This is a genomic window from Brevibacillus borstelensis, from assembly GCF_036700025.1.
In the GTDB taxonomy this organism is placed as follows: domain Bacteria; phylum Bacillota; class Bacilli; order Brevibacillales; family Brevibacillaceae; genus Brevibacillus; species Brevibacillus borstelensis.
Window position 1 is genome coordinate 258,532 of record NZ_CP144922.1, and the last position, 24,177, is coordinate 282,708.

Below are 24,177 nucleotides of genomic sequence, written 5' to 3' on the forward strand. Positions count from 1 at the left end.
CCGGGTCGAGGCAACGAACAACAATGATAAAAGAATCGAATCATTGAAGAGCTAGTAAATGTGGATAACCAAAGTATAATGGGTTGGAGTCAAATAAATCGAACATACTGTGGATAACGCTAAAAACAGGGCAATCAGTCGAGCTTGTGGATAAATTCCGGGAAAAGTGCATCAGGATTGTTTCTTTTCTTGGAATTTTTCTAGGTGTTCTGTTATGCTAATAAGTTAGTGGCTGACTCGTTTGTTTGGAAAGCTAGAGGTGAACAACATGAATTTTGATACGATCGCAGCAGTTGCGACTCCGATGGGAGAAGGTGGGGTCGCGATTATCCGGGTCAGTGGACCGGAGGCGATTGAAGTTGTGGATAAAATTTATCGAGGGAAAAAAACGCTGTCCACTGTGGATAGCCATACGATAAACTACGGACATTTGCGAAATCCACAGACAGGGGATTTGGTGGAAGAGGTGCTGGTGTCGGTCATGCGGGCGCCGCGTACGTTTACACGAGAAGATGTGGTAGAGGTCAACTGTCATGGTGGAATTGTTTCTGTAGAGCGGGTGCTCGAGCTGATTCTGGAAAACGGTGCAAGGCTGGCCGAGCCGGGCGAGTTTACGAAGCGTGCGTTTTTGAACGGACGCGTCGATCTGTCTCAGGCGGAGGCGGTCATCGATTTGATCCGGGCAAAGACGGACAGGGCGATGAAGGTAGCGTTGAACCAGGTGGAAGGCAAGCTGTCCAGACTGATTCGGAGCCTGCGACAAAATCTGATCGAAGCAATGGCCCATATTGAAGTCACGCTGGACTATCCGGAGCATGATGTAGAGGATGTTACCCAGAAGCTGCTTCGAGACAAGTGCCTGGAGGTAAAAGCAGAGATCGGCCGCTTGCTGCAGACGGCAAGACAGGGGAAAATTTTGCGGGAAGGGCTCTCCACAGCGATTATTGGGCGTCCTAACGTAGGGAAATCATCGCTGTTGAACAGCCTCGTTCAAGAGGAAAAAGCGATTGTCACAGACGTGGCGGGAACTACGAGGGATGTCATCGAGGAATTCGTAAATGTCCGTGGCGTGCCGCTTCGCTTGATCGATACTGCCGGGATCAGGGAAACAGAGGACATCGTCGAGAAAATCGGCGTGGAAAAATCTCGTCAGCTTTTGCAAAAAGCCGACCTCGTCCTGCTTGTACTCAATTATAATGAACAATTGACAGAGGATGACTATCGGATTTTTGAAGCCGCCAAAGGCTTTGAAGTGATCCTGATCATCAATAAATTCGATTTGCCCCAGCGCATCGATCTGGAGGAGGTTAAGCGTCATTTCCCCAACCAGCCGTTAATCATGACGTCTGCCAAGGAGGAAACCGGCATTGACCTGTTGGAGAAGGCGATCGCCGATCTGTTCTTCTCCGGTCGCGTTCAGCAGGATGATCTGACCTATGTGAGCAACGCGAGACATATCCAGCTGCTGCGGCAAGCGGAGCAGGCCATTGATGATGCGGTAAACGGGATTGAAGACAGAATGCCTGTCGATATGGTCCAGATCGATATCAAGAAAGCCTGGGAATTGCTCGGTGAAGTGATCGGAGAGAGCGTAGGAGAGGATTTGATTGACCAGATTTTCTCTCAATTTTGTCTTGGCAAGTAAACAGCTTTAGAGAATTGACTCACCCAAGAGGAGGAGAATTCATGATCCCAACCTATGAAGCGGAATCGTATGACGTCATCGTCATTGGAGCAGGGCATGCCGGAAGCGAGGCGGCTCTGGCAACTGCGCGAATGGGGTGCAGCACGCTGCTGTTGACCATTAATCTCGATTCCGTTGCGTATATGCCCTGCAACCCGTCCGTCGGCGGTCCGGCGAAAGGACATGTAGTCCGGGAGATCGACGCCCTGGGCGGTGAGATGGGGAAAAATACAGACAAAACGCATATTCAAATGCGTTTGCTCAATACCGGTAAAGGACCGGCTGTACATGCTCTGCGAGCGCAAGCGGACAAAATTGCCTACCAGCACGAGATGAAAAAGACGATTGAAAACACGCCAAATCTGATTCTTCGCCAAGCGATGGTAGAAGAGCTGATCATTAATAACGGCGTCTGCGAAGGAGTTATTACCCAGACTGGGGCTCGTTACAAGGCAAAGGCTGTCGTTCTGACGACCGGGACTTATTTGCGCGGAAAAATCATTTTGGGTGATTTGCAGTACGAAAGCGGCCCGAATAACATGCGCCCCTCTGTCCGGCTCGCTTACCACTTGAAAGAGCTCGGCTTTGACATGGTGCGATTCAAGACGGGAACGCCGCCCCGCGTCCACAAGAGCAGCGTTGACTTTTCCAAAATGGAAATTCAGCCCGGGGACGATGTTCCGCGTGCGTTTTCCTATGAAACAACCGAGTTCATCATGGACCAGCTCCCTTGCTGGCTGACGTATACGAACGAAGAAACGCACCACCTGATTAACGACAACCTGCACCGCGCGCCGATGTATTCCGGCACGATTGAAGGGACAGGGCCGCGTTACTGTCCGTCCATTGAAGACAAGATCGTTCGCTTCAACGACAAGCCGCGCCATCAGATCTTCCTGGAACCGGAAGGCCGCAATACGGAAGAGATGTACGTTCAGGGCTTGTCTACCAGCTTGCCGGAGGAAGTGCAGGTTCAAATGCTGCGCTCTTTGTCTGGGATGGAGAACGTCCGCATGATGCGTCCGGGATATGCCATCGAGTACGATGCGATCATTCCGACACAGCTTTGGCCGACTTTGGAGACAAAGAAAATTGAAGGATTGTTTACAGCAGGCCAGATCAACGGCACCTCGGGGTATGAAGAGGCTGCCGCACAAGGCTTGATGGCGGGGATCAACGCTGCCCGCAAGATCCAGGGCAAGACTCCTGTCATCCTCGGCCGCGAGCAAGCGTATATCGGCGTTCTGATTGACGATCTGGTCACAAAAGGCACCAGTGAGCCTTATCGTCTGCTCACTTCCCGGGCGGAATACCGTCTGCTGTTGCGTCACGACAACGCAGATTTGCGTCTGACCGATATTGGCCATGAGATCGGCTTGATCAGCGAAGAGCGGTACCAGAAGTTCTGTGCAAAACGCGAGCTGATCGAAAAGGAGAAGGAGCGGATCACCAATACCCGTGTTCGCCCAGACATGGCGGAAGTGCAGGAAGTCCTGCGTCAGGCAGGTTCTCCGGAACTGACAGAGGTAATCGAGCTGGCGCAGCTTTTGCGTCGTCCAGAGATCACGTATCAGCATATCGCCCAAATGGCGCCGTCGCCGGAGCCTCTGCCGGAGGATGTGACAGAACAAGTTGAAATCCAGATCAAGTACGACGGCTATATCCGCAAGTCATTGCAGCAAGTCGAGCGGATGAAGAAGATGGAGGAGCGGCGCATACCGGAATCGCTCGACTATCACCAGATTTCCGGCATGTCCAAGGAATCTCGCGAAAACCTGAGCAAAATCCGACCGCTCAACATCGGCCAGGCTTCTCGTATCTCGGGCGTAAACCCGGCAGACATTTCTGTTCTGATGGTCTATCTGGAGCAATACAATCGTGCAGGGACGGCAGCGGAGTAAGCCGCAGGCTGGGTCTGATTTGGCCAGATTGGGCCTCATTTGGTCAATTTGGACCAGCTTGGATCAGATTGGATCCGTTTTGTTCAGTTTGAACCAGGCTGGACCAACTTGGAACAGCTTGAACCAGTCTGAACCAGTCTGAACCAGTCTGAACCAGTCAAAACGTGCTTAGCCGTATAAACCTGCGAGTAAGCCAGTGGGTAAGGGAGTATAGCGTATGAACAAGGAGCAATTTGCCGAAGCTTTGTCTGCCAGGGGAATCGAGCTTTCTGAACGCCAACGGGAGCAATTTGATGGGTACTACCGTTTGTTGGTGGAATGGAATGAGAAGATGAACCTGACGGCGATCACCGAAGAAGAACAGGTGTACAACAAGCATTTTTACGATTCGATCACACCGGCTTTCTACTTTCCCTTTGATCAGGTAGAAAAGGTGGCAGATATCGGGGGAGGAGCGGGCTTTCCCAGCATTCCGCTGAAGATTGTCTTTCCCCACCTGCATATGACCATCATTGACTCCCTGAACAAGCGGATGAACTTTTTGCAGCATGTAGCGGACGAACTGGGATTGGAAAACCTCTACCCCGTACACGGAAGGGCCGAGGATCGGGGACAGGAGCCCCAGTACCGGCAGGCGTTCGACCTGGTCGTTGCCCGTGCGGTCGCCAGGTTAAACGTATTGTCCGAATACTGCCTTCCTTTTGCCCGTGTCGGAGGGCACTTCATCGCTTTGAAAGGAGCGGACATTTCCCCAGAGCTAAATGAAGCCAAAAAAGCGATCAAAACGCTCGGAGGCAAGACCAAGCAGGTAGAGACATTCCAGCTTATGGAGGATGCGGGAGAGCGGAACATTGTCATCATGGAAAAGGTAGAGAATACGCCAAAGGGATATCCGCGCAAAGCCGGAACCCCGGCAAAAAAACCTCTGATTTGATTGGTGACAGGGATACGCCATCTTGTAAGGGCTGATCCCGTTATATATGTACGTTCAAGGGCTGTGGCATTTTTGCCGCAGCTCTTTTTTGTATGGAGCGTGCCCAGCAAGCCGTTAATTGCTAGTTGGTGAAAGTCCAACCGAGGCAGGAGCCAAGTCACCTCGTAGCTGACAGGCAACTGGTGGAGAAATCCTAAGGTTGAAGCCCTGTGACAAAGTAACTCGAAAGAGTGCGAGCAAATCAGCAGGCCGTAACATAAAGTGAATCCTGCAGCCTCGTTAAGAAAGACCACCGAGAGGTGGACAAAGGGAAGCCGAGCTTGTTTCATATGGGCGAAGGCCAAGGACGGTGTGGAGAACTTGGAATACAGCACCTATGAATCCCTCGGGGTATGGGGAGCGGTATGTTGAGAAAGTAGTTAACGGAACTGGGGAGACCCTACTCTGCACGCCCCGTCAGGAGCGTAAAACGGAAACCTATAACCGTAAGGGAAGTGGTGGATGGCAGAGAGGGAGTCGGAGGGGTTCATAGTACCGATGAACATAAGGACAACACAACCTTATGGAGGGAAGGAGCCCTGCTTTGTTCACGGGTCGAAGGAGGTAAGAGTGAGTGAATGCAAGTAAACTTGCTAACTACACCGATGTAAAAGCTCGACAACTTTGGACAACCCTATATCTTTGTGCCAAGGCAAACTCAAAACGGCGATTTCATGCCTTGTATGACAAAATCTACCGCCCGGATATTCTAGCGACAGCTTGGAGGAGAGTAAAAGCAAATAAAGGGAGCGGAGGAATCGACGGACAATCCATCGCACAGATTGTGGAGGAGTATGGGGAGAGCCGTTTTCTTAACGAGATCTATCTAGATTTAAAAGAAAAGCGGTATCGTCCACATCCGGTTCGTCGAACTTACATCCCTAAACCGGATGGCAAGAAACGTCCACTCGGCATCCCGACGATCAAGGATCGGGTGGTCCAAATGGCTACTAAGCTAGTCATTGAACCGATCTTTGAAGCTGATTTTCGGGACTGTTCTTATGGCTTTCGGCCAGGAAGAAATGCTCACCAGGCAATTGCACAGATACGCAAAGCAAGCAAGAGGTGTTATTGGGTCGTAGATGTTGACATTAAAGGGTATTTCGACAACATCAACCATGAGAAGTTGATGAAACTGGTCGAAATGAGAATCAGCGACAGACGTGTTCTGAAACTTATCCGACAATGGCTGCAGGCTGGGGTCATGGAAAATGATCAATTCCATGAAACAGAACTGGGAACTCCGCAAGGAGGGGTAATCTCGCCTCTTCTTTCAAACATCTATCTAAACTACATGGACACCATTTGGGAAAATCAATTCTCCCATCTTGGCACACTTATCCGCTATGCGGATGACTTCGTTATCATGTGCAGAACCAAACAAGAAGCATTGGAAAGCATTCAAGTGCTGATGGCTATTCTAAACAAGCTGGAGCTTAGTCTCAGTAAAGAGAAATCTAGACTCGTTAATATTTGGGACAATTCCACTGGGTTTGACTTTCTTGGGCTGCACCATCGCAAATTCCCCGTGTTCAACAAAGGGGGGAGCAAGGTATTTGCTATGTCTCATGTACCAGCTAAGAAAGCAATGAAGGAAATGAGACGTAAAATTAAGGAATACACTGCACCAAGGAACAAACTGTTTCTGTCTCTAGAAGAGCTAGTGAAAGGGCTAAATCGCAAGCTAAGGGGGTTCAAGAACTACTACTTCATCTCGCCCATCGCCAAACGATGGGCAAGACGGATAGACTGGTATGTGATTGAACGCCTTACAATCTTCTGCAACAAGAAAAGAAGCAAGCGGAATAAACATGCCGGAAAGCTGAAGGTCATACAAAACACGCAGGGTAGTTTATTGAAATTAGCCGGATAAAGTAAGCCGAATGCCAAAGAAAGAAGAACATCGGAAAGCCGTATGAGGGAAAACCTCACGTACGGTTTGATGAGGGGGAGCTGAAATGAGCAAGGCGACCATACGGTCGCCCGAAAGTTTCAGTTCTCTACTCTACAATGCTGGTCTTTTGTATGGAAATAGTGGCCTTTTGGGCAAATGTCTGATGCAGCCAACTGCAGAATGAATGTGGGCTGAACCGCCTCAGAGCACCGGAACGCGTGGTTCTTCAGGCGAAAGGCATCGTTCAAAAGGCCGTATGCCCAATTTTTTAAGTTGAACAAGTGATCCTTTAACAAAATGGAGGAAATACTGCAAGCAAATCGAATAAGCTGTCGCTTTGCAAACTGGGAGGTAAGCTCAGGTAAATCAAACGGCTGTCCGTTGGCAAAATGGAAGTAAGCCGCAGGCAAATCGAGCAAAACGTCCCCTTTGTAACCCGGAAGGAGAGCTGTGGGCAAACGCTTGTTTTATTCGGAGAACTGATAAATGGAGTCTTGTCTGCATACATGTAACTAAGGCAGGATTCGTAATGGAGCATACAGGAATGAAGGAATGTTGGAGAGGGGGAATAGGAATGAATACTGCCTTGACGACATTTTTTCCACCGGAATTGCCGACCATACTATTGCGACTGTTTCTGGCTTTTATTGCCGGTGCTGTAATGGGATTGGAGCGGGAGCGTTTTATGAAAGGGGTCAACAGGCAACGCGGGGCTGGCTTTCGGACGTATAGTCTGGTCTGTTTCGGCTCCTGCCTGTTCGGTTTGGCATCCATCTACGGATTTTCGTCAAGCGGAGTAAATAACGATCCGGGACGTGTAGCAGCCCAAGTGGTCACTGGAATGGGCTTTCTGGGAGCGGGGGCCATTATCAAGCTAAATGGAAATGTAAAAGGGCTGACAACGGCCGCCGGCATGTGGGTCGCTTCTGCGATTGGCTTGCTGTTCAGCGCTGGAATGTACATTACGGCTATCGTCGCTGCTTTTTTTGCTTACCTCACACTGGACTTTCATCGTCTGTTCCCGCATCTGTTTCTTTTTTCAAATGATGCGCATGACGCTGATGATGATGTTTTTTCGGAAGATGAACGAAGGCATAAAGGAGAGGATCGAGCCAGGCATCCGGATGAGGATAGTTGATATGCGATTTGTTTCACGTGAAACATAGGAACTCATTCTCTTGTGCTATTTTCGATTTAGCTGGAGAAATTGGAGCATGTAAAAAAGGCTAGGAGGCTGCTGATTCGGGGATACCGATATGGGAATGCAAGAGATAAGCCACAAAGGGAGAAAGGTGTTTCCGTACAAATGTACGTTGAAGGGGCTATGGTGTTATCATCATGGCCCATTTCTTTTTAAAAGGCCGATTTCGGGAGGATGACAGATGATTTTGTTAATGGCGGTGAATTTCCAAGTGCCGTTCCGTCTCTATCCAGAATGATGGAATAACCGACAGGTCTTGGGGAGACTACCTTTTTTGGTGGATGGAGATTTTCCTATGATACATCTATCATTAGTCTCTTTCTATTGTATCGTATGCGACTTTGCGACAATTCTATAGCCAAGGCTTGGCTGAGAGACGGAAGGCAGGGGACAGAAGACAGAGACATTGATAGTAATAAAGACAGTGAAAGTGAAAGAGGTAGGGGCGGAGAATTGTAAGAATAAGAGACAGTCACAGAAATAGAAGCAGACACAGAGGCAAAGACAAAGACAAAGACAAAGACAAAGACAAAGACAAAGACAAAGACAAAGACAAAGACAAAGACAAAGACAAAGACAAAGACAAAGACAAAGACAAAGACAGTAACTCATAGACAGTAGCCATAGCTAAGCTATACCCAACTATAGCAGTAACAGGGGCAGATTCCTACTTCTATAATTGACTGTGTCATATATTTTCTCCCAAACCAATGGCCATTCCAAAACTCCCTATCAGCACCTTCTCGGTAAAAAATAATCGCCTAAAAAGGATCTCGGTACTGGTGACGTTACTTTTAACTGACTTCCAAATCCAACCATCCCCGCAATTGTGGCACTAGGGTGAAAGTAGCACATGTTTCACGTGAAACACGCTTTTCACAGCAGGAATTGGCCCTTTGATGCAGAAGTATTTCATTACGAATATAAACAGAAAAGTTGTCGCGATTTTTGCCATAGAAAGCTAATGAACGCAACGGCTGATGGAACGGTTGGAAGTGGGGGATTTTACCATGGCAGTAAAGGATTCGTTTTCTCGTATCTTCGGGTTGACGGACAAGACAGAAAATGAGGAGATCAGGCAAATACCGGTAGATGAGATTGTTCCCAATCCGTATCAGCCTCGTACGGTGTTTGACGATGAAAAGCTTGATGAGCTTTGCCAGACGATTCGGACGCACGGCTTAATTCAACCTATCGTTGTACGGATGAGAGATAACCGATACGAGTTGATAGCCGGTGAACGTCGCTGGCGTGCGACAAAGAAGCTGGGATTGGAACGAATACCTGCGATTGTTAAAGAGTTTAACGATACGCAAACAGCTTCGATCGCGCTGATCGAGAACCTGCAGCGGGAAGGATTAACGGCGATTGAAGAAGCGGTAGCTTACCAGAAGTTGATCGATTTGCATGATCTGACCCAGGAAAGCCTGGCACAGCGTTTGGGAAAAGGGCAATCCACGATTGCCAACAAGCTTCGTTTGCTTAACCTCCCTCAGGAAATTCAGGATGCGCTGTTGGCTCGACATGTGACGGAGAGGCATGCTCGCGCGTTAATCCCATTGAAGGACAGCGAGCTTCAGTTGAAAGTTCTGCAAGAGATTCTGGAGCGGGATTGGAACGTTAAGCAGACTGAGACGAGAGTGAAGCAGCTGTTGGAAGCATCGGAAAACCCGAAGCCGGAAAAAGAACCGAAACCAAAGTGGAAAGCTTTTTCCAGAGATACGCGGATTGCAATCAATACGGTGAGACAGTCGATCGATATGGTCATGCAAACGGGTCTTCCTGTAGAAACAGACGAGGAAGACCACGAGGAGTTTTACCAATTTACGATCCGCATTCCCAAACGCAGGGACGGCAAGTAACGATTGTTTTGATCCGGAATGACAAGACAATCAACCATTGGCATAGCAGCAAGCTGGAAAATGATTGATAGGAAGCAGGACCAAAAAAAGGAGCTATAGTGGGGAGCAGGGGCTGTAAAAAAGGAGAAGATGGTGGCACAGCAGGCCGCCTTTCTTTTTGGCCGAGCTTTCGCGGAAGCCTTCTTCAAGCGTCAGCCGAAGCTCGCAGGGAGTGTTTCTATCTGGCGGGACATTTGTCCAAGAGGTTTGCTGTCATGAGGAAAAATGCTCAATTCAAGAGAAGTAAGTGGGATGGATAGAGAAAAGAGGCGCTGGGAGAGGTGCCTTTTTTCCGCTTTAATCAACAGGCTGACTCACATGAAAAAACGTTTGTACAAACGATACGTTTCAAGCATCGTCTACCGCAGATGCAGTGTTTTTTGGCAACCTGCAGCCAGCCTGAGTCCCGATTGGATGACGATAGAAGCACTTTGGGAAATATTTCTCTTCCAAAAAACAGGGTATGTCAACAATAAATCTGGTAACATGTTTAGTAGATTGGTGTAAAAATGAGGTGGAGAAGTTGGGTAAAATCATTGCGGTAGCAAACCAGAAAGGTGGCGTAGGAAAGACAACCACATCTGTCAATCTGAGCGCATGTTTGGCCTCCCTGGGGAAAAAGGTACTGCTGGTGGATATAGACCCCCAGGGAAATGCTACAAGCGGAGTTGGCGTGAACAAAGCAGACGTGCGTTATTGCATCTACGACGTGCTGATTAACGACATCAGTCCTGTGGATGCTACTTTGCCTACTGAAATCGATGGTCTCAAGATCATTCCTGCTACCATTCAATTGGCCGGTGCGGAAATCGAGTTAGTCCCAACCATCTCGCGTGAGGTTCGCTTGAAAAAAGCACTGGAAGTTGTAAAAGATAAATACGACTATATTATTATTGATTGTCCGCCTTCATTGGGGATTTTAACGGTAAACTCTCTAACCGCATCCGACTCGGTACTGATCCCGATTCAATGTGAATACTATGCGTTGGAGGGCTTGAGCCAACTGCTCAATACGATTCGTCTGGTTCAAAAACATCTGAATTCTCAGTTGGCTATTGAAGGTGTCGTTTTGACCATGCTGGACGCACGGACCAATCTCGGATTGCAGGTCATCGAGGAAGTGAAAAAGTACTTTCAAGACAAGGTATACAAGACAATCATCCCTCGCAATGTACGGTTAAGTGAAGCTCCTTCGCATGGACAGGCCATTATTACGTACGATCCGCGTTCCAGAGGGGCGGAGGTATATACTGACTTGGCGAAGGAAGTGGTAGGTGTATGAGCAGAGGGCTTGGAAAAGGTCTGAATGCACTGATTACGTCCAACATGATTGAAGAAGAAGAGCATGTTTTGGAAATTCCTGTCGCAGATATTCGGCCCAATCCGTATCAGCCTCGAAAGGAGTTCGAATCGTCGGCGATCGAGGAATTGGCTCAATCGATCAAGGAGCATGGCATCATTCAGCCGCTAATCGTCAGAAAGAGCATAAAAGGATATGAATTGGTTGCAGGGGAAAGACGGCTTCGTGCAGCCAAATCACTAGGGCTGAAGAAGGTTGCGGCTGTTGTAAAGGATTACTCTGACCAGCAGTTGATGGAAATTGCGCTGATTGAAAACCTGCAGCGTGAAAATCTGAATCCGCTGGAAGAAGCGGAAGCCTATGAGAAATTGATCAGCCATCACTCTTATACGCAGGAGCAGCTGGCCAAAAAAATCGGCAAAAGCAGACCGCATGTCGCCAATATGCTTCGTTTGCTGCAGCTGCCCGAGCAAATCAGGAAGATGGTCTCGGCATCAGACTTAAGCATGGGACACGCGCGTGCTTTGCTTGGGGTAGAAAAGGAAGAGCTTCAGCTTCAACTCGCCAAAGAGGCAGTAAAGAAGGGGCTCAGCGTACGGCAACTGGAAGAGCTGGTGAAACAGGCAAATGTTTCACGTGAAACATCGAAAAAGAAGCCGCTGAAAAAGGAGCCCCAGCTTATTCAATTGGAAGAAAGATTAAGAAGCAGACTGGGTACCTCGGTAAAAATCAAAAAAGGGACCAAAAGAGGAAAAATCGAAATCGACTTTTACTCCCAAGAAGATTTGCAGAGGATCCTGGAAATATTGGAGCAGGAGTAAGATCACAAGGAGGAAGCCATGCGAGTGATTTACTTGGACAATGCTGCATCAACGTGGCCTAAACCGCCGGCAGTAAAGGAAAACATGGCAGAGGTAATCGAGCATTTTGCAGCCAATCCGGGACGGGGCGGTCATGCGTTGGCAATGAAAGCGAGCAAGGCTGTGTTCCGAACGCGGGTCGAGCTTTCACGGTTGTTTGGGATTCAAAACCCGAATGACCTCTTTTTTTATATGAACGCAACCCAAGCCCTAAATCAGGCGATCAAAGGGCTGCTGAAAGAGGGAGACCATGTCGTTTCCTCTTCAATCGAGCATAACTCGGTGCGGCGTCCATTGGAATATATGGCACGTACAAAAAAGGTCGAGATTACGTTTGTAGAACCACGTGAAGATCAACTGTATTACACAGAAGACTTTGAACGGGCGATGAAGCCGAATACGAGACTGTTGGCAGTCAGTCACGCATCGAATCTGACCGGAGTTATTCTTCCGATTGCAGAGCTGGGAGAACTGGCAAAACGGCATCAGGCTTTGTTTCTCGTGGATGCTTCGCAGACGGCAGGCGTTTTGCCCATTCATGTAGGAGAGATGAAGATTGACATGCTTGCTTTCCCCGGGCACAAAGGACTGTATGGGCCGCAGGGAACTGGCGGACTGTACGTCCATCCTTCTGTCGATTTGGAACCGTTGATTCACGGCGGCACCGGGAGTCAGTCAGAGGCCATCGATCAACCGACGACCAGACCGGATCGCTATGAGAGCGGTACAGCGAATACAGTGGGACTGGCCGGATTGCAAGCAGGTGTATCGTTTGTCCTGGAAAAAGGGGTAGAGAACATCCATGCCCATGAATGGAAGCTGACAAAACAAACAATCAAAGGCTTGCGCCAAATAAAAGGCGTAGAAGTTTACGGACCGGGAGAAGAGGTCGAAAGAGTCGGTGTGATTTCGTTTAACATCGAGGGTGTCGATGCGTCAGAAGCATCGTTTATCCTCGATCAGCAGTACGGAATTGCGACTCGTGCAGGATATCATTGCACACCTCTGGGACATCGGACAGCCGGAACAGAGCAACGTGGAGCAGTGCGGGCCAGCTTTGGCGTATTTAACACTGAACAGGACGTGGAAGCACTGTTGAACGCGGTACGGGAAATCGCATCCGCCTTTCAGTCTTCATGATTCGCAGGGGAGTGGAGTAAGTGATTTTGTTGGGGACTCTGGTTAATGCGATTGCCATTATCGCAGGAGCGTTGTTGGGACGCTTGCTGTCAGGCATACCAGAATCAATTCGGAAAACCGTTATGCAAGGAATTGGGCTTGCGATTGTCTTGCTGGGAATCAAAATGAGTCTGGAAACACAAAATTTCTTGCTCGTTATCCTGAGTATCGTGATCGGTTCGATCCTGGGAGAACTCATTGGCATTGAGTCAGGCTTAAACAAGCTGGGACAGTGGCTGGAGAGCAAAATGGGGGGAAGGAGCCAGGGAAGCATTGCGACTGGCTTTGTCACTACGACACTGGTTTATTGCATTGGCGCCATGGCGGTGCTTGGGGCAATGGACAGCGGACTCAGAAACAACCACGAAATATTGTACACAAAGGCAATGCTGGACGGCTTCTCTGCGATTATTTTTTCATCGACGCTTGGAATTGGCGTTTTGTTCTCTGCAGTGCCCGTTTTCTTGTACCAGGGCGCGATTGCGCTTTTATCCACACAGATTTATAACTTTGTCAGTCAGGAAACACTCGATGCCATGCTGGTTGAAGTGACAGCCGTTGGGGGCTTGATGATCATCGCGATCGGCATCAATATTTTGGAGCTGAAAAAAATCAATGTAGCCAATATGCTGCCGGCTTTGGTTATTGCAGCAATAGGAGTGCCCATCGTACGTTGGTTGGCAGTGTGGTTTGGGTGAGGGGCAGAGAGAAATGAATTCCTTAAAAGAAAAGGCGTGAAGCCAAAAGCAGACGGATTCCCTGAAAAAGGAGTCCGTTTTTTTAGAAGGATTTTGCTAGGCAAAGAAAAAGCAGCATGTAATAATACAGAAAAAACAGCACAGATCGCGGGGAGAGTGCAGATGCTCGGATTTATCGTAAATCCAGTGTCGGGAAATGGAAGAGGGCTGCTGGTGTGGAAGCGCCTTGAGAAGGAACTGGAGAGGCGCAGAGCCATTTTTCGAGTAAAAATGACAACAAAGCAGGGGGAAGCCAAAAAGTTGGCTGTCGAGCTGCTGCAAAAAGAGGAAGTAAGCAAAATTATTGCGGTCGGGGGGGACGGCACAGTAAACGAAGTCATCAGCGGGATGAAAAAAGCCAACATTCCTTGCATATTTGGTCATATTCCGGCTGGCTCGGGAAACGATTTTGCCCGCGGACATTCGTTGCCGGGTGACCCGGTTGCCGCACTTGAACATATCTTGTCCGGCATGGAGGGCAAAGCGATTGACCTGTTCCGGGTAAACGGAGAAATCGCCGTGAACGCGGTAGGAGCCGGTTTCGACGGAGAGGTAGCCCGGGTAACCAATGAAGCTGCTTATAAAAACTGGTTGAATCGTTGGCGGCTTGGAAGGATGTCCTACATCATTTCTGTAATTCGGGTATTTTTGTCTTATCGGACGAGTCGGGTAAAGCTGACGGTTGACGGAAAAGAGACAAGATTGGAGAAGGTCTGGCTGGTGGCGGTGGCAAACATTCCGAATTACGGCGGGGGGATGCTGATTTGTCCGAAAGCTGTACCTGATGACGGGATGGCAGAAGTATGTGTAGTGAGCAATGTATCAAAATGGTCACTGATTAGGGCCTTTCCGATGATTTTTAACGGTTCCCATGTACGCCACCCTGGCGTTCGGTTTTTCCGGGGAAAACAGATTGTGATAGAGGCGGATAGAGAATTGAAGGTGCACGTAGACGGAGAAGTATCGGCATCAACGCCGATTACGGTAGAAGTAGAGCCAAGAAGCCAGTTGATATGTGGATAGAGCTCCAAGTCACCCGTTCATTTTTATAAGCGCAAAAAGAAGAAAGACTTGGAAATCCCGCGGTACGGGAGGCAAGTCTTCTTTGATCGCCATGATTTCATTTCGGTTTGATCATAATTTTGCAAGCACCGTTAAAAGACGTGGCGGAGCTGTCGTTCTGTGCCTTACTCAGGAAAAGCGCTCACCCGCTGGGAGTCGCCCGACGAGTGAAGCAAGGAAGCTTTAAACAGACCGGCCGCAATGATTTCAGCCATCCGCATGACCACGTACAGCCGGGTATTTTGCAGGACAAAGTATTCCATAAACCCGCCGACATTGACGATTCCTGTGATGTGAAAGGTCCCGACGGCAGGAAGCTCTTTTTTGACACCGGCACCGGGCTTGAGCGGGCCATCGATCACGTTGATATTTCCGACATTGCTGAATTGCCCGAGACAGGCATCGATGGCAATGATCAAGGAGTGCGGATGCTCCTGGCGGATTGCCTCCAGCTTCTCGCTCAGATTCATGGCATGCACGGGATCCTCCAGGGTACCGTAGACATGCAACGGAAGGGGCTTGTATGACAACAGCTTGCTGCCCACGAGGGGGCCGAGCGCGTCTCCGGTCGAACGGTCGGTACCTATACAAACAATGACAATCTCATCGCTGTACATATGCGAATGAAATCGCTGGACAAGATGTTGAGCCAGTTGGTCGACAGCAGTCTCATTGCGATAATCCACTTTCAGCGGCGGAAGCAATTGTTCCTTGCAGTTATCAGAGAGATTCATGACTACCCCCAATCCTGGCCACGGCCGAAATCAAAAGAGTATTCACAGTATAGTACCGAGAGAGCTTTTTTATACCCGCAAATGCCAACGTTGGGCAGGTTTCGAACAGTTTGCCAACTATCGCGACTCTCATTAGCATGAACAATGGAAACAGAACGGATGATGCAGAGGGGAAGAGAACTGGCGCGAACAGGGCTGAACAAGTAAAATAAGGAGTAGCACATGCGGGCTCCACAGAGCTTTTTTGGCGGGGGCTTGGTAACCGACGACAGAAGTCTTGCTTGCTCACTTTGCGATCAAAGTCTCGCAGCGGTACCCTATTGCCGATATCACATCGTGTTTTCCTGTCGGCCAAGCAAAAAGAGGGAGGGAAAGGCGTGGAGCAGGATACGGTCTTGATCGCATTTGATTCGACTCAGCAGGCTTTGCGGGCGGAAATGCTGCTGGAGTATGCCGATATCGACATTGATACCCGTCCGACCCCGAAAGAGATCACGGCCGGTTGTGCCCTTTCCATCGAATTTCCCGTGGACAATTACCAACAGGCCCGGGAAATCATTTCTGAGCAGCATGTTGAGATACGCGGCTACTTTCGCTTGTTTTCCGACTGCTACCATGAAATTGACGAATGCGGAAACAGGAAGGAGCAGGATAGATGAACGAAGAAATCGCAAAACAGGGAAGCTGGTTGGAATCGGTATATGAGAAAACCGTGGCCTATGTGACGGACCCGGAGATGTGGGTTCGGATCGGGCTGATCCTGTTGAAAATATTGCTGATTGTGGTTGTATCAAGGATTGTTGTGTCGATCGTCAATGCGGCGGTCAACAAAGTGTTTCAGCACCGGCAGGGAAGCAAGCTCCAGATGGAGCAGCGCCGTGTGGATACTTTGCGTGTACTGGTAAACAATGTTGTACGCTACGGGATTTACTTTTTGGCGATACTGCTTGTCCTTCAGCAGCTAGGAGTGGATCTGAGGCCAGTATTGGTCAGCGCGGGCGTGCTGGGGCTGGCGGTAGGCTTTGGTGCACAGAGCCTGGTGAGGGATGTCATTACCGGATTTTTCATTATTTTTGAAGACCAGTTTGCGGTCGGTGACGTGGTGACTATTAACAATATGACGGGAACCGTTCAGGAGATCGGATTGCGCATTACGCGGATTCGAAGCTGGACAGGCGAGGTGCATATTTTCCCCAACGGTACCATCAATCAGGTCACAAACTTTTCCCTGCAGAACACGTTGTCTGTGGTCGATGTGTCTGTCGCTTATGAGGAAGACCTGAATCGGGTGGAAGAAATCATCAAGGGGACATTGAAAAAGGCACAGGAGGAATTGGAAGACATCGTGGCCGAACCACAGTTTTTGGGCGTTCACGCATTGGGTCCGTCCGAGGTTACGATGCGGATTACCGCCGAATGCAAACCAAATACGCATCACGGCGTAAACCGGAAGCTGCGAGCGATGATTAGACAGGACCTGAGCAAGCAGGGAATAGAGATTCCTTATCCGCGTGTGGTGACCATGCCGGGGAGAGGATTTGAACAGGGGCAACAAAAGCAGTCGCAGTCGTAAAAAACAAGGAAAGAACAAGCGGGCGGCGAGGCAGCTGGAGCGGCAGATATAGAGAAACAAGGGGGCACCAACATGCAGAGAAAGCAATTTACATTGGGGGATGTGGTCCAGATGAAAAAGGCCCATCCCTGTGGCACGAACGCCTGGAAGGTAATCCGGATGGGGATGGACGTCCGGATCAAATGTACAGGATGTGAGCACAGTGTAATGATTCCGCGGCTGGAATTTGAGCGCAAGATGAAAAAAGTGCTGATCCACGCCGAAGGGACCCCGGAAGAGTAAAGAGAACCGAATAGCGAGACGAAAAGAGGATGCAGCCACTATACTGGGCGTGCATCCTTTTTCATCTAGTCGGTGATGAAAGGTAACCTTACACCCCTTCGACTGGCTGGATGGCAGAGGGATGGTTAGTCGCAATCACAACCAACGATAACAAGCAGGATAAAGAGAACCAGCACGAGCGCGAAATCGTCGAAGTTGCCGTTGAAGAGACCCACTAGCTGACACCTCCTACCATGGATTCAATACCTATGCTATGTCGCAGAGGCAAAAGCGGTATGGGCGTTTGTCACGGGTCTGGGTAAAAATAAGTTATGCACATGCTATCCACAGAAAATGTGGACAACTTGATGCTGAATTGGGCTAATCCAACAATCAACTGTGGATAATAGTTTGTTCGATGAAAAGTTATCCACAAAATTATTCACAAAACAGAAAATTCTTTGGATAAATCAACCCCTTTTCCGTAATATTTAAAAAATTTTTATTAATAAGAAGGGATTTTTGGAGATGGATATAATTAGACTATATAGCAAACGGTAGAAAAGAGAGTAAAGGGGCGATTTTGTTGAAAAAGCAAGCATTTATCACACTGACAGCGATGGCAATTGCGCTGTCAACCGTCAGCACACCGTTTATCCCTTACAGTACACAAGTGGTTGCGGCAGCAGAGAAAGCACCCGTCTACAAAGACCGCTCCGAAATACCGGACGCCTACAAGTGGAAGCTCGACCACATTTATGCGAATGTGAAGGATTGGGAAAATGATGTGAAGAAAGCGGAAGACCTCGCAAATGCCTTTACCAAGCATCAAGGCAAGCTGGGCCAGTCTGCCGATTCTTTGAAAAAGGCGCTCGACGACTACAGCGATCTCATGCGTGTCACTGAGAAGGCCTATGTATACGCCAATATGGCGCTGGATGTAAACTCCGCGAATGCCGATCTGCAAAAGCTGGCTGACCGCGCAGAAAAAATGTACACTCTGGTCTCGGAAAAGACAGCCTGGATGCAGCCGGAAATTGTCGCGATACCGGACGGCAAAATGAAGAACCTGCTTGAGGCAAAGGATCTTGCTGCTTACAAAATGATGTTGGAGGATATGATTCGTACAAAGCCGCACTCCTTGTCAAAAGAAATCGAAGAGCTGCTGGCCAAATCGTCGCCACTGGGCAGCTCGCCGACCAACATTTACGGCATGCTTTCCAAGGACGTCCGTTTTCCGAAAATCAAGGATGAAAACGGAAAAGAAGTGCAGCTGACGAGAGCCAATTTCGTTTCGTATCTGGAAAGCAAGGACCAGCGGGTGCGCAGGGATGCGTATCAGGCTTACTACAAGTCCTTGATCGATTTTCAGGACTCGTTCGCTCAGACGCTGGCAGCCAAGGTAAAGGCGGACAATTTTTACGCGGATGTCCGCAATTACGACTCGGCTCTGGAGGCGAGCCTGAATCCGAACAATATCCCGACCAAGGTGTACGATGAACTGATCGAGACTGTCAATGACAATTTGCCGCTTCTGCACCGCTATATTTCCTTGAAAAAGAAAATGCTTGGCGTTCCCGAATTGCACATGTACGACATCTATGTGCCGATCGTACCGTCCGACGACAAGTACATCCCGTATGAGGAAGGCAAGAAAATGGTCGTGGATGGCCTTAAAGCAATGGGGGACGAATACGTCAAAGTGCTGGCCGAGGGATTGGAGAGCGGCTGGGTGGATGTCTATTCCACAGATGACAAGCGGAACGGCGCGTATCAGTGGGGAACGTACGATACTCATCCTTACGTGCTGTTGAACTACCAGGGCACGCTCGACGATGTTTACACCATCGCTCATGAGATGGGGCATGCCATGCAGTCTTATTACACGAACAAAAACCAACCGTATATTACGTCCAACTATCCGACATTTACCGCGGAAGTCGCTTCCACGATGAATGAGACGCTTTTGTTCAAGAGCATGTACGCTCAGGCCAAAACGAAGGAAGAAAAAATGTATCTCTTGAATCACTATCTGGAAAACTTCCGTTCGACCCTGTTCCGACAAACGCAGTTTGCCGAATTCGAGCGGGCGATCCACGAGAAGGAGCAGGCGGGAGAGTCCCTCAACGCGGAAGCGATCAAGAAGATCTACCTGGACATCAACAAAAAGTACTATGGCAAGGATATGGTTTCTGACGAAGAAATCTCGATGGAGTGGGCACGCGTTTCTCATTTCTTCAATTACAAATACTACGTCTATCAATACGCGACCAGCTTTGCCGCATCACAGGCGCTGGCCAAGCAAGTGATGGACGAGGGAGAAACAGCCGTAGAGCGCATTCAGAAAAACTTCCTCGAAGCAGGCAACTCCGCGCCGCCGATCGAAGTGTTGAAAGCAGCGGGCGTAGATATGTCTACCTCTCAGCCGATCGAACAGGCTATGCAAATCTTTGAAGAGACATTGAACGAGCTGGAAAAACTGGTGAATGAGAAGTAGAGAGCGGGCAAAAGCAGGAAAGCAGGAGAGTAATCTCTCCTGCTTTTTTGGTGCGCCCAGCATGGGCGATAGCTATAGGGTGAAAGTCCCGAACGGGGGTTGGCTGTACCAACCGTTAGCTCAAGGCAAGGGTGTCGACCGCGAGGTCGAATCTGAAGGAAGCCGGCGGCAAAATCCCGACCTGAGGTACACGAACCCAATTTGAGGCTGTTGTATCCGGGCGAGTCTGCCAAACAAGACAAAGCCCCATACAGCCAAGGGATACAGTAGTAAACTTGGGCAGGTACATGGGATGAAAGTTATCGTTCTTACCTGGGGAGGTCTGCATGAAACGCCTTCAACTGTTGGTAACCGTCTCCGTAAGGAGACGCTGAACATGCAGAAGTCAGCAGAGGCCATAGTACCCGAGTAGAGGACGCTTGAATGGGGAAGGGCCGAACATCAAGTCAGCATGCGATCCATGTCTTTTGATACGGTACGTCGAAGCAGAATTCTGTCAAGGAACTACTTTTGAAGAGCAGGGGTGAAGCCCCGAGGGTACAAAAGAGGGCTGAGTATCGTACAGCAAGCACGGAGTCCGCATGTGCGAAGGAAGGAACATCATTATGGATTTGCTGGAAAAAGTCTTATCACGGGAAAACTTACGGATGGCACTCCAACGAGTGGAGGAAAACAAAGGTGTCGGTGGAGTCGATGGTGTTTCAACCGAACAACTACGCGATTATCTACGTGAACACTGGCAAGCCATCCGCGAGAAGATGGAAAGGGGAACCTATAGACCTTCACCTGTTCGCAGAGTCGAAATCCCGAAACCTGACGGTGGTGTAAGGTTATTAGGCATTCCCACCGTGGTAGACCGCTTTATTCAGCAGGCCATCCTCCAAGTGTTAACGCCGATCTTCGACCCCACCTTCTCGGAATCTAGCTATGGGTTCCGTCCAAAACGTAGCGCTCACATGGCAGTAAGGAAAGCGCAAGCGTATATCTCCGAAGGATATCGTTTCGTGGTGGACATCGATCTAGAGAAATTCTTTGATCGCGTAAATCATGATATTCTAATGAGCCGTGTGGCTCGAAAAGTTCAGGACAAGAGAATTTTAAGACTGATTCGTTCCTACTTGAATGCGGGGATCATGATAAATGGCGTCTGTACAACATCAAGTGAAGGAACACCGCAAGGTGGGCCGTTAAGCCCACTTTTGGCAAATATCCTACTTGATGATTTGGACAAGGAACTCGAAAAAAGAGGCCACCGTTTCTGCCGCTACGCAGACGATTGTAATATCTACGTGAAAACAAAACGGGCAGGGGAACGAGTAAAGAAGAGTATTCAAAACCACTTGGAGAAGGTACTAAGGCTAAAAGTAAATGAGGAGAAAAGCGCGATAGACCGACCATGGAAACGAAAATTCTTGGGCTTTAGTTTTACCTTTGCAAAACAGACAAGGATTCGCATCCACCCCAAATCCCTCCTCAAGCTAAAAGAGAAAATCCGCACGATCACGAATCCGGTGTGGAGCATCTCGATGGAGAAGCGGATTGAAAGAATAAATCAGTACCTCATGGGCTGGATTGGATATTTCGCCCTTGCAGACGCGAAGGGCATTCTACAATCCATTGAGGAATGGACAAGGCGCAGGCTCCGTCTTTGTTTGTGGATGCAGTGGAAACGCGTGAGAACCAGATATCGAGAACTTCGTTCTCTTGGCATATCTCACGTAAAAGCCATTGAAATTGCAAATACCCGCAAGGGTGCATGGCGTACCACAAAGTCTCCGCATATACACAAAGCCCTCGGCATTGCCTACTGGCAACAACAAGGGCTGAAAAGCTTAGTGCAACGATATTCTCAAATTCGTCAAGCTTGGTGAACCGCCGTATACCGAACGGTACGTACGGTGGTGTGAGAGGACGGGGGTTAGTCGCCCCCTCCTACTCGATTATTCACCCGTGCCATTCGCTCCTCAGCAGGGAGAACATGATGACATCAACGAGTTTTCCTTTCGACATTTCGTATTCCCGCAGTCGTCCTTCTTCCGTAAACTGCAGCCGCTTCAACAGCTTGATCGAAGAGACGTTCTCCGGTTCGACCTTGGCCTCGATCCGGTTCAAACCCAACTGTTCAAACCCAAAGCCGAGCATAGCGCGGATGGCCTCCGAGGCATAGCCGCTGCCCCAAAAGAAACGTCCGAGGTCATAGCCGATTTCCGCCCGTTTATTTTCGTGATCCAGGTAATTGAATCCGCAAGAGCCGATAATTTCAAATGGCTGCCGCAGCGTAATCGTCCACCTGCACGCTTTTCCTTCCTGACTGAGTTCTTGCAGAAGCGAAATCATCTGTTCCGCTTGCGCCACATCTGTAAAAGCTTCAATGTTCATGTGCTTTGTCACAGCAGGATCAGACCAAAACGAAAACAGCGCGGGAGCATCCGTCAGCTCCATTGGCTTCAATTCCAGGCGGTCGGTTGTTACCTTATTCATATTCATTGCGTGTCCTCCCATCTATTGATGCAACTAAATTGAAAAACTGCAGTCTCTACCTGGGCATAATTCAGTCCTTTCAAAAAGAGGGATGACAAGCAATTCCCATAATATCACAAATAAACCGCCAATGCCCTCTCGTAAATAAGGAGAAGGTGCAACTCGTTTGCGTACATGCCTTTCATTGCCGGAAAAATCAAGCGGGAGCACGAATTTTGGCGGAGCCGAGAAATTTTTGACAAGAGCTCTGTCTTTCGAAAAGATATAAATAATAGAAGAAAGAGGAAAGAAGAACGAGTTTCCACATGGATTCGATTGTAATCCGCGTCGCAAGTTTTTATACTAGAAAGGATGTGAATGAAAAAAGGTACAAGGAGTTGTATATAGATGGGTGCATCTTGTGGCATTGTAGGACTTCCCAACGTAGGCAAGTCGACTCTGTTTAACGCGATTACGCAGGCGGGCGCAGAATCGGCCAACTATCCGTTCTGTACCATCGATCCCAACGTGGGGATTGTCGAGGTGCCGGACCCGCGCCTGAACAAACTGACGGAGATCGTCGTTCCGAATAAAGTGGTTCCGACGGCGTTTGAGTTCGTGGATATTGCCGGTCTCGTAAAAGGAGCCAGCAAAGGAGAGGGCTTGGGCAACCAGTTTCTCGGACACATCCGGGAAGTGGACGCAATTGCTCACGTCGTTCGCTGCTTTGAGGATGAAAACATCACACACGTAGCGGGACGGGTAGATCCGTTAAGCGATATTGAAACGATTAATCTGGAGCTGATCTTTGCCGACCTGGACTCGGTAGAGCGCCGGATCGACCGGATTGGCCGCAAGGTAAAAGCGGGAGACAAGGAAGCCAAGCTGGAGCTTGACGTGCTGGAGCGGCTGAAGGCTGCGTTTGAAGCGGGACAGTCCGCGCGCAGCGTCGAGATCAGCGATGACGAATTCAAGCTGATCCGCGAGCTTCACCTGCTCACAATCAAGCCGGTACTTTACGTTTGCAACGTGGCCGAGGACGGGATTCACGATGCCGACAACAATCCTCATGTACAGGCTGTCCGCAAGCACGCTGCGGAAGAAGGCGCACAGGTAGTCGTCATCAGCGCCAAGGTCGAAGCCGAGATCGCCGAGCTGGAGGGCGAGGACAAGCAGATGTTTTTGGAAGAGCTGGGACTGCAGGAATCCGGTCTCGACCGCCTCATCCGGGCTGCGTATGAACTGCTTGGCCTGATCACTTACTTTACGGCTGGCGTGCAAGAGGTGCGTGCGTGGACCATCCGTCAGGGAACGAAGGCTCCCCAGGCTGCAGGCGTTATCCACACCGACTTTGAGCGCGGCTTTATCCGTGCCGAGGTGATCGCTTACGACGACCTGGTTGAGGCCGGATCTGTAGCAGCAGCGAGGGAAAAAGGAAAATACCGTCTGGAGGGCAAGGAATACCTCGTCAAAGACGGAGATGTCATGCATTTCCGGTTCAACGTATAGAACTCAACCTTGCTTCGAACTAGGCATTTTGCTATAATACGATAATGCGAGTATTTATGGAGTGCATGTTTCATGCGTTTCGCAGCACTCGCTCCTTGCCCGCTTGCGGGCCGCTAAGTCCATAAGGAGGTGAAAAGGTATGCGTCAATACGAAGTGATGTACGTATTGCGTCCAGACCTTGAAGAGGAGAAAATCAAAGCTAACGTTGCACGTTACAGCGAAGTTGTAACCAGCTTTGGCGGAGAAGTAACCAAGCTTCAAGAAATGGGCAAGCGTCGTCTTGCGTATGAGATTCAAAAGTTCCGTGAAGGTTACTACGTTTTGATGAACTTCAAAGCGAATGCTGACGCTGTTGCGGAAGCAGATCGTCTCATGAAAATCAACGACGACATTATCCGCTTCTTGTTCGTACGTGAAGAGAAGTAATTGTCGTCTCGGGCAGAGGGGGAC

The 24,177-nt window shown here is 49.2% G+C and carries 21 protein-coding genes; 18 read left to right on the forward strand and 3 right to left on the reverse strand.

What is annotated here, in order from left to right; genetic code table 11:
* Positions 1 to 268 precede the first annotated feature (268 nt).
* The 11 genes from mnmE to V5G20_RS01475 all read left to right on the forward strand — a co-directional run bounded on the left by mnmE (position 269) and on the right by V5G20_RS01475 (position 14,653).
* A complete protein-coding gene (mnmE, locus tag V5G20_RS01425) occupies positions 269 to 1,645 on the forward strand; it encodes a tRNA uridine-5-carboxymethylaminomethyl(34) synthesis GTPase MnmE (protein WP_003388858.1) in 1,377 nt (458 codons plus the stop codon).
* Between the two features lie 41 nt (positions 1,646 to 1,686).
* The gene (mnmG, locus tag V5G20_RS01430) at positions 1,687 to 3,585 is read left to right on the forward strand and encodes a tRNA uridine-5-carboxymethylaminomethyl(34) synthesis enzyme MnmG (protein ID WP_003388856.1); all 1,899 of its coding nucleotides are present in this window, start codon (positions 1,687 to 1,689) and stop codon (positions 3,583 to 3,585) included.
* A 217-nt stretch (positions 3,586 to 3,802) separates the two neighbouring features.
* On the forward strand, positions 3,803 to 4,519 hold the full coding sequence (gene rsmG, locus V5G20_RS01435) for a 16S rRNA (guanine(527)-N(7))-methyltransferase RsmG (protein ID WP_003388853.1): 717 nt from the start codon (positions 3,803 to 3,805) through the stop codon (positions 4,517 to 4,519).
* 613 nt (positions 4,520 to 5,132) lie between these two features.
* On the forward strand, positions 5,133 to 6,431 hold the full coding sequence (ltrA, locus tag V5G20_RS01440) for a group II intron reverse transcriptase/maturase (protein WP_024985477.1): 1,299 nt from the start codon (positions 5,133 to 5,135) through the stop codon (positions 6,429 to 6,431).
* A 595-nt stretch (positions 6,432 to 7,026) separates the two neighbouring features.
* Entirely contained in the window at positions 7,027 to 7,590 is a 564-nt protein-coding gene (locus V5G20_RS01445; RefSeq protein ID WP_003388852.1) for an MgtC/SapB family protein, read from the forward strand.
* 1,073 nt (positions 7,591 to 8,663) lie between these two features.
* The gene (noc, locus tag V5G20_RS01450; protein ID WP_003388850.1) at positions 8,664 to 9,515 is read left to right on the forward strand and encodes a nucleoid occlusion protein; all 852 of its coding nucleotides are present in this window, start codon (positions 8,664 to 8,666) and stop codon (positions 9,513 to 9,515) included.
* 562 nt (positions 9,516 to 10,077) lie between these two features.
* Positions 10,078 to 10,836, forward strand: coding sequence for a ParA family protein (locus V5G20_RS01455; protein WP_003388847.1), 759 nt, complete (start codon positions 10,078 to 10,080; stop codon positions 10,834 to 10,836).
* Positions 10,833 to 11,675, forward strand: coding sequence for a ParB/RepB/Spo0J family partition protein (locus V5G20_RS01460; protein ID WP_003388846.1), 843 nt, complete (start codon positions 10,833 to 10,835; stop codon positions 11,673 to 11,675). The genes V5G20_RS01455 and V5G20_RS01460 overlap by 4 nt, the downstream gene beginning before the upstream one ends.
* Positions 11,676 to 11,693: 18 nt before the next feature.
* Positions 11,694 to 12,854 (forward strand): aminotransferase class V-fold PLP-dependent enzyme, encoded by a 1,161-nt coding sequence (locus V5G20_RS01465; protein ID WP_024983208.1) that lies wholly within the window; start codon positions 11,694 to 11,696, stop codon positions 12,852 to 12,854.
* A gap of 20 nt (positions 12,855 to 12,874) precedes the next feature.
* Positions 12,875 to 13,591, forward strand: a complete 717-nt coding sequence (locus V5G20_RS01470; protein ID WP_003388844.1) for a DUF554 domain-containing protein — start codon at positions 12,875 to 12,877, stop codon at positions 13,589 to 13,591.
* 162 nt (positions 13,592 to 13,753) lie between these two features.
* Positions 13,754 to 14,653, forward strand: a complete 900-nt coding sequence (locus V5G20_RS01475; RefSeq protein ID WP_003388843.1) for a diacylglycerol/lipid kinase family protein — start codon at positions 13,754 to 13,756, stop codon at positions 14,651 to 14,653.
* 164 nt (positions 14,654 to 14,817) lie between these two features.
* Here V5G20_RS01475 and yyaC read toward each other — a convergent pair whose 3' ends face one another.
* Positions 14,818 to 15,426 (reverse strand): spore protease YyaC, encoded by a 609-nt coding sequence (yyaC, locus tag V5G20_RS01480; RefSeq protein WP_031932430.1) that lies wholly within the window; start codon positions 15,424 to 15,426, stop codon positions 14,818 to 14,820.
* A 377-nt stretch (positions 15,427 to 15,803) separates the two neighbouring features.
* Here yyaC and V5G20_RS01485 point away from each other — a divergent pair, with 377 nt between their 5' ends.
* The 3 genes from V5G20_RS01485 (at position 15,804) to V5G20_RS01495 (ending at position 17,281) form a co-directional block, all read left to right on the forward strand.
* Positions 15,804 to 16,085 (forward strand): DUF3343 domain-containing protein, encoded by a 282-nt coding sequence (locus tag V5G20_RS01485; RefSeq protein WP_003388840.1) that lies wholly within the window; start codon positions 15,804 to 15,806, stop codon positions 16,083 to 16,085.
* The gene (locus V5G20_RS01490) at positions 16,082 to 16,999 is read left to right on the forward strand and encodes a mechanosensitive ion channel family protein (RefSeq protein WP_003388839.1); all 918 of its coding nucleotides are present in this window, start codon (positions 16,082 to 16,084) and stop codon (positions 16,997 to 16,999) included. Before V5G20_RS01485 ends, V5G20_RS01490 begins: the two co-directional genes overlap by 4 nt.
* 72 nt (positions 17,000 to 17,071) lie before the next feature.
* Positions 17,072 to 17,281, forward strand: coding sequence for a DUF951 domain-containing protein (locus tag V5G20_RS01495; RefSeq protein ID WP_003388838.1), 210 nt, complete (start codon positions 17,072 to 17,074; stop codon positions 17,279 to 17,281).
* Positions 17,282 to 17,406: 125 nt separating this feature from the next.
* Here V5G20_RS01495 and V5G20_RS01500 read toward each other — a convergent pair whose 3' ends face one another.
* The gene (locus V5G20_RS01500; RefSeq protein WP_031932431.1) at positions 17,407 to 17,496 is read right to left on the reverse strand and encodes a YjcZ family sporulation protein; all 90 of its coding nucleotides are present in this window, start codon (positions 17,494 to 17,496) and stop codon (positions 17,407 to 17,409) included.
* Positions 17,497 to 17,846: 350 nt separating this feature from the next.
* On the opposite strand from V5G20_RS01500, the gene pepF reads away from it, so the two are divergent.
* Both pepF and ltrA (V5G20_RS01510) read left to right on the forward strand, forming a co-directional pair.
* Positions 17,847 to 19,757 (forward strand): oligoendopeptidase F, encoded by a 1,911-nt coding sequence (pepF, locus tag V5G20_RS01505; protein WP_003388837.1) that lies wholly within the window; start codon positions 17,847 to 17,849, stop codon positions 19,755 to 19,757.
* A gap of 605 nt (positions 19,758 to 20,362) precedes the next feature.
* Positions 20,363 to 21,628, forward strand: a complete 1,266-nt coding sequence (ltrA, locus tag V5G20_RS01510) for a group II intron reverse transcriptase/maturase (protein WP_024985202.1) — start codon at positions 20,363 to 20,365, stop codon at positions 21,626 to 21,628.
* A 73-nt stretch (positions 21,629 to 21,701) separates the two neighbouring features.
* Here the strand turns inward: ltrA (V5G20_RS01510) and V5G20_RS01515 are convergent, their stop codons facing one another.
* Complete coding sequence (locus V5G20_RS01515; protein WP_024983209.1) at positions 21,702 to 22,238, reverse strand: GNAT family N-acetyltransferase; 537 nt, start codon at positions 22,236 to 22,238, stop codon at positions 21,702 to 21,704.
* A 387-nt stretch (positions 22,239 to 22,625) separates the two neighbouring features.
* Between V5G20_RS01515 and ychF the strand changes: the two genes are divergently transcribed.
* Together ychF and rpsF are read left to right on the forward strand one after the other, a co-directional pair.
* Positions 22,626 to 23,726: a redox-regulated ATPase YchF gene (ychF, locus tag V5G20_RS01520; RefSeq protein ID WP_003388835.1), complete on the forward strand. Its 1,101-nt coding sequence runs from the start codon at positions 22,626 to 22,628 to the stop codon at positions 23,724 to 23,726.
* A gap of 139 nt (positions 23,727 to 23,865) precedes the next feature.
* The gene (gene rpsF / locus V5G20_RS01525) at positions 23,866 to 24,153 is read left to right on the forward strand and encodes a 30S ribosomal protein S6 (protein ID WP_003388833.1); all 288 of its coding nucleotides are present in this window, start codon (positions 23,866 to 23,868) and stop codon (positions 24,151 to 24,153) included.
* The last annotated feature ends 24 nt before the right edge of the window (positions 24,154 to 24,177 follow it).

Excerpts from the sequence above, each read along its gene's own strand:
- V5G20_RS01515 (WP_024983209.1), bottom strand. The coding sequence starts at position 22,238 with ATGAATAAGGTAACAACCGACCGCCTGGAATTGAAGCCAATGGAGCTG.
- V5G20_RS01445 (WP_003388852.1), top strand. The coding sequence starts at position 7,027 with ATGAATACTGCCTTGACGACATTTTTTCCACCGGAATTGCCGACCATA.
- V5G20_RS01495 (WP_003388838.1), top strand. The coding sequence starts at position 17,072 with ATGCAGAGAAAGCAATTTACATTGGGGGATGTGGTCCAGATGAAAAAG.
- yyaC (WP_031932430.1), bottom strand. The coding sequence starts at position 15,426 with ATGAATCTCTCTGATAACTGCAAGGAACAATTGCTTCCGCCGCTGAAA.
- ltrA (WP_024985202.1), top strand. The coding sequence starts at position 20,363 with ATGGATTTGCTGGAAAAAGTCTTATCACGGGAAAACTTACGGATGGCA.
- rsmG (WP_003388853.1), top strand. The coding sequence starts at position 3,803 with ATGAACAAGGAGCAATTTGCCGAAGCTTTGTCTGCCAGGGGAATCGAG.
- mnmE (WP_003388858.1), top strand. The coding sequence starts at position 269 with ATGAATTTTGATACGATCGCAGCAGTTGCGACTCCGATGGGAGAAGGT.
- rpsF (WP_003388833.1), top strand. The coding sequence starts at position 23,866 with ATGCGTCAATACGAAGTGATGTACGTATTGCGTCCAGACCTTGAAGAG.
- V5G20_RS01460 (WP_003388846.1), top strand. The coding sequence starts at position 10,833 with ATGAGCAGAGGGCTTGGAAAAGGTCTGAATGCACTGATTACGTCCAAC.
- V5G20_RS01490 (WP_003388839.1), top strand. The coding sequence starts at position 16,082 with ATGAACGAAGAAATCGCAAAACAGGGAAGCTGGTTGGAATCGGTATAT.
- V5G20_RS01475 (WP_003388843.1), top strand. The coding sequence starts at position 13,754 with ATGCTCGGATTTATCGTAAATCCAGTGTCGGGAAATGGAAGAGGGCTG.
- ychF (WP_003388835.1), top strand. The coding sequence starts at position 22,626 with ATGGGTGCATCTTGTGGCATTGTAGGACTTCCCAACGTAGGCAAGTCG.
- mnmG (WP_003388856.1), top strand. The coding sequence starts at position 1,687 with ATGATCCCAACCTATGAAGCGGAATCGTATGACGTCATCGTCATTGGA.
- V5G20_RS01465 (WP_024983208.1), top strand. The coding sequence starts at position 11,694 with ATGCGAGTGATTTACTTGGACAATGCTGCATCAACGTGGCCTAAACCG.
- noc (WP_003388850.1), top strand. The coding sequence starts at position 8,664 with ATGGCAGTAAAGGATTCGTTTTCTCGTATCTTCGGGTTGACGGACAAG.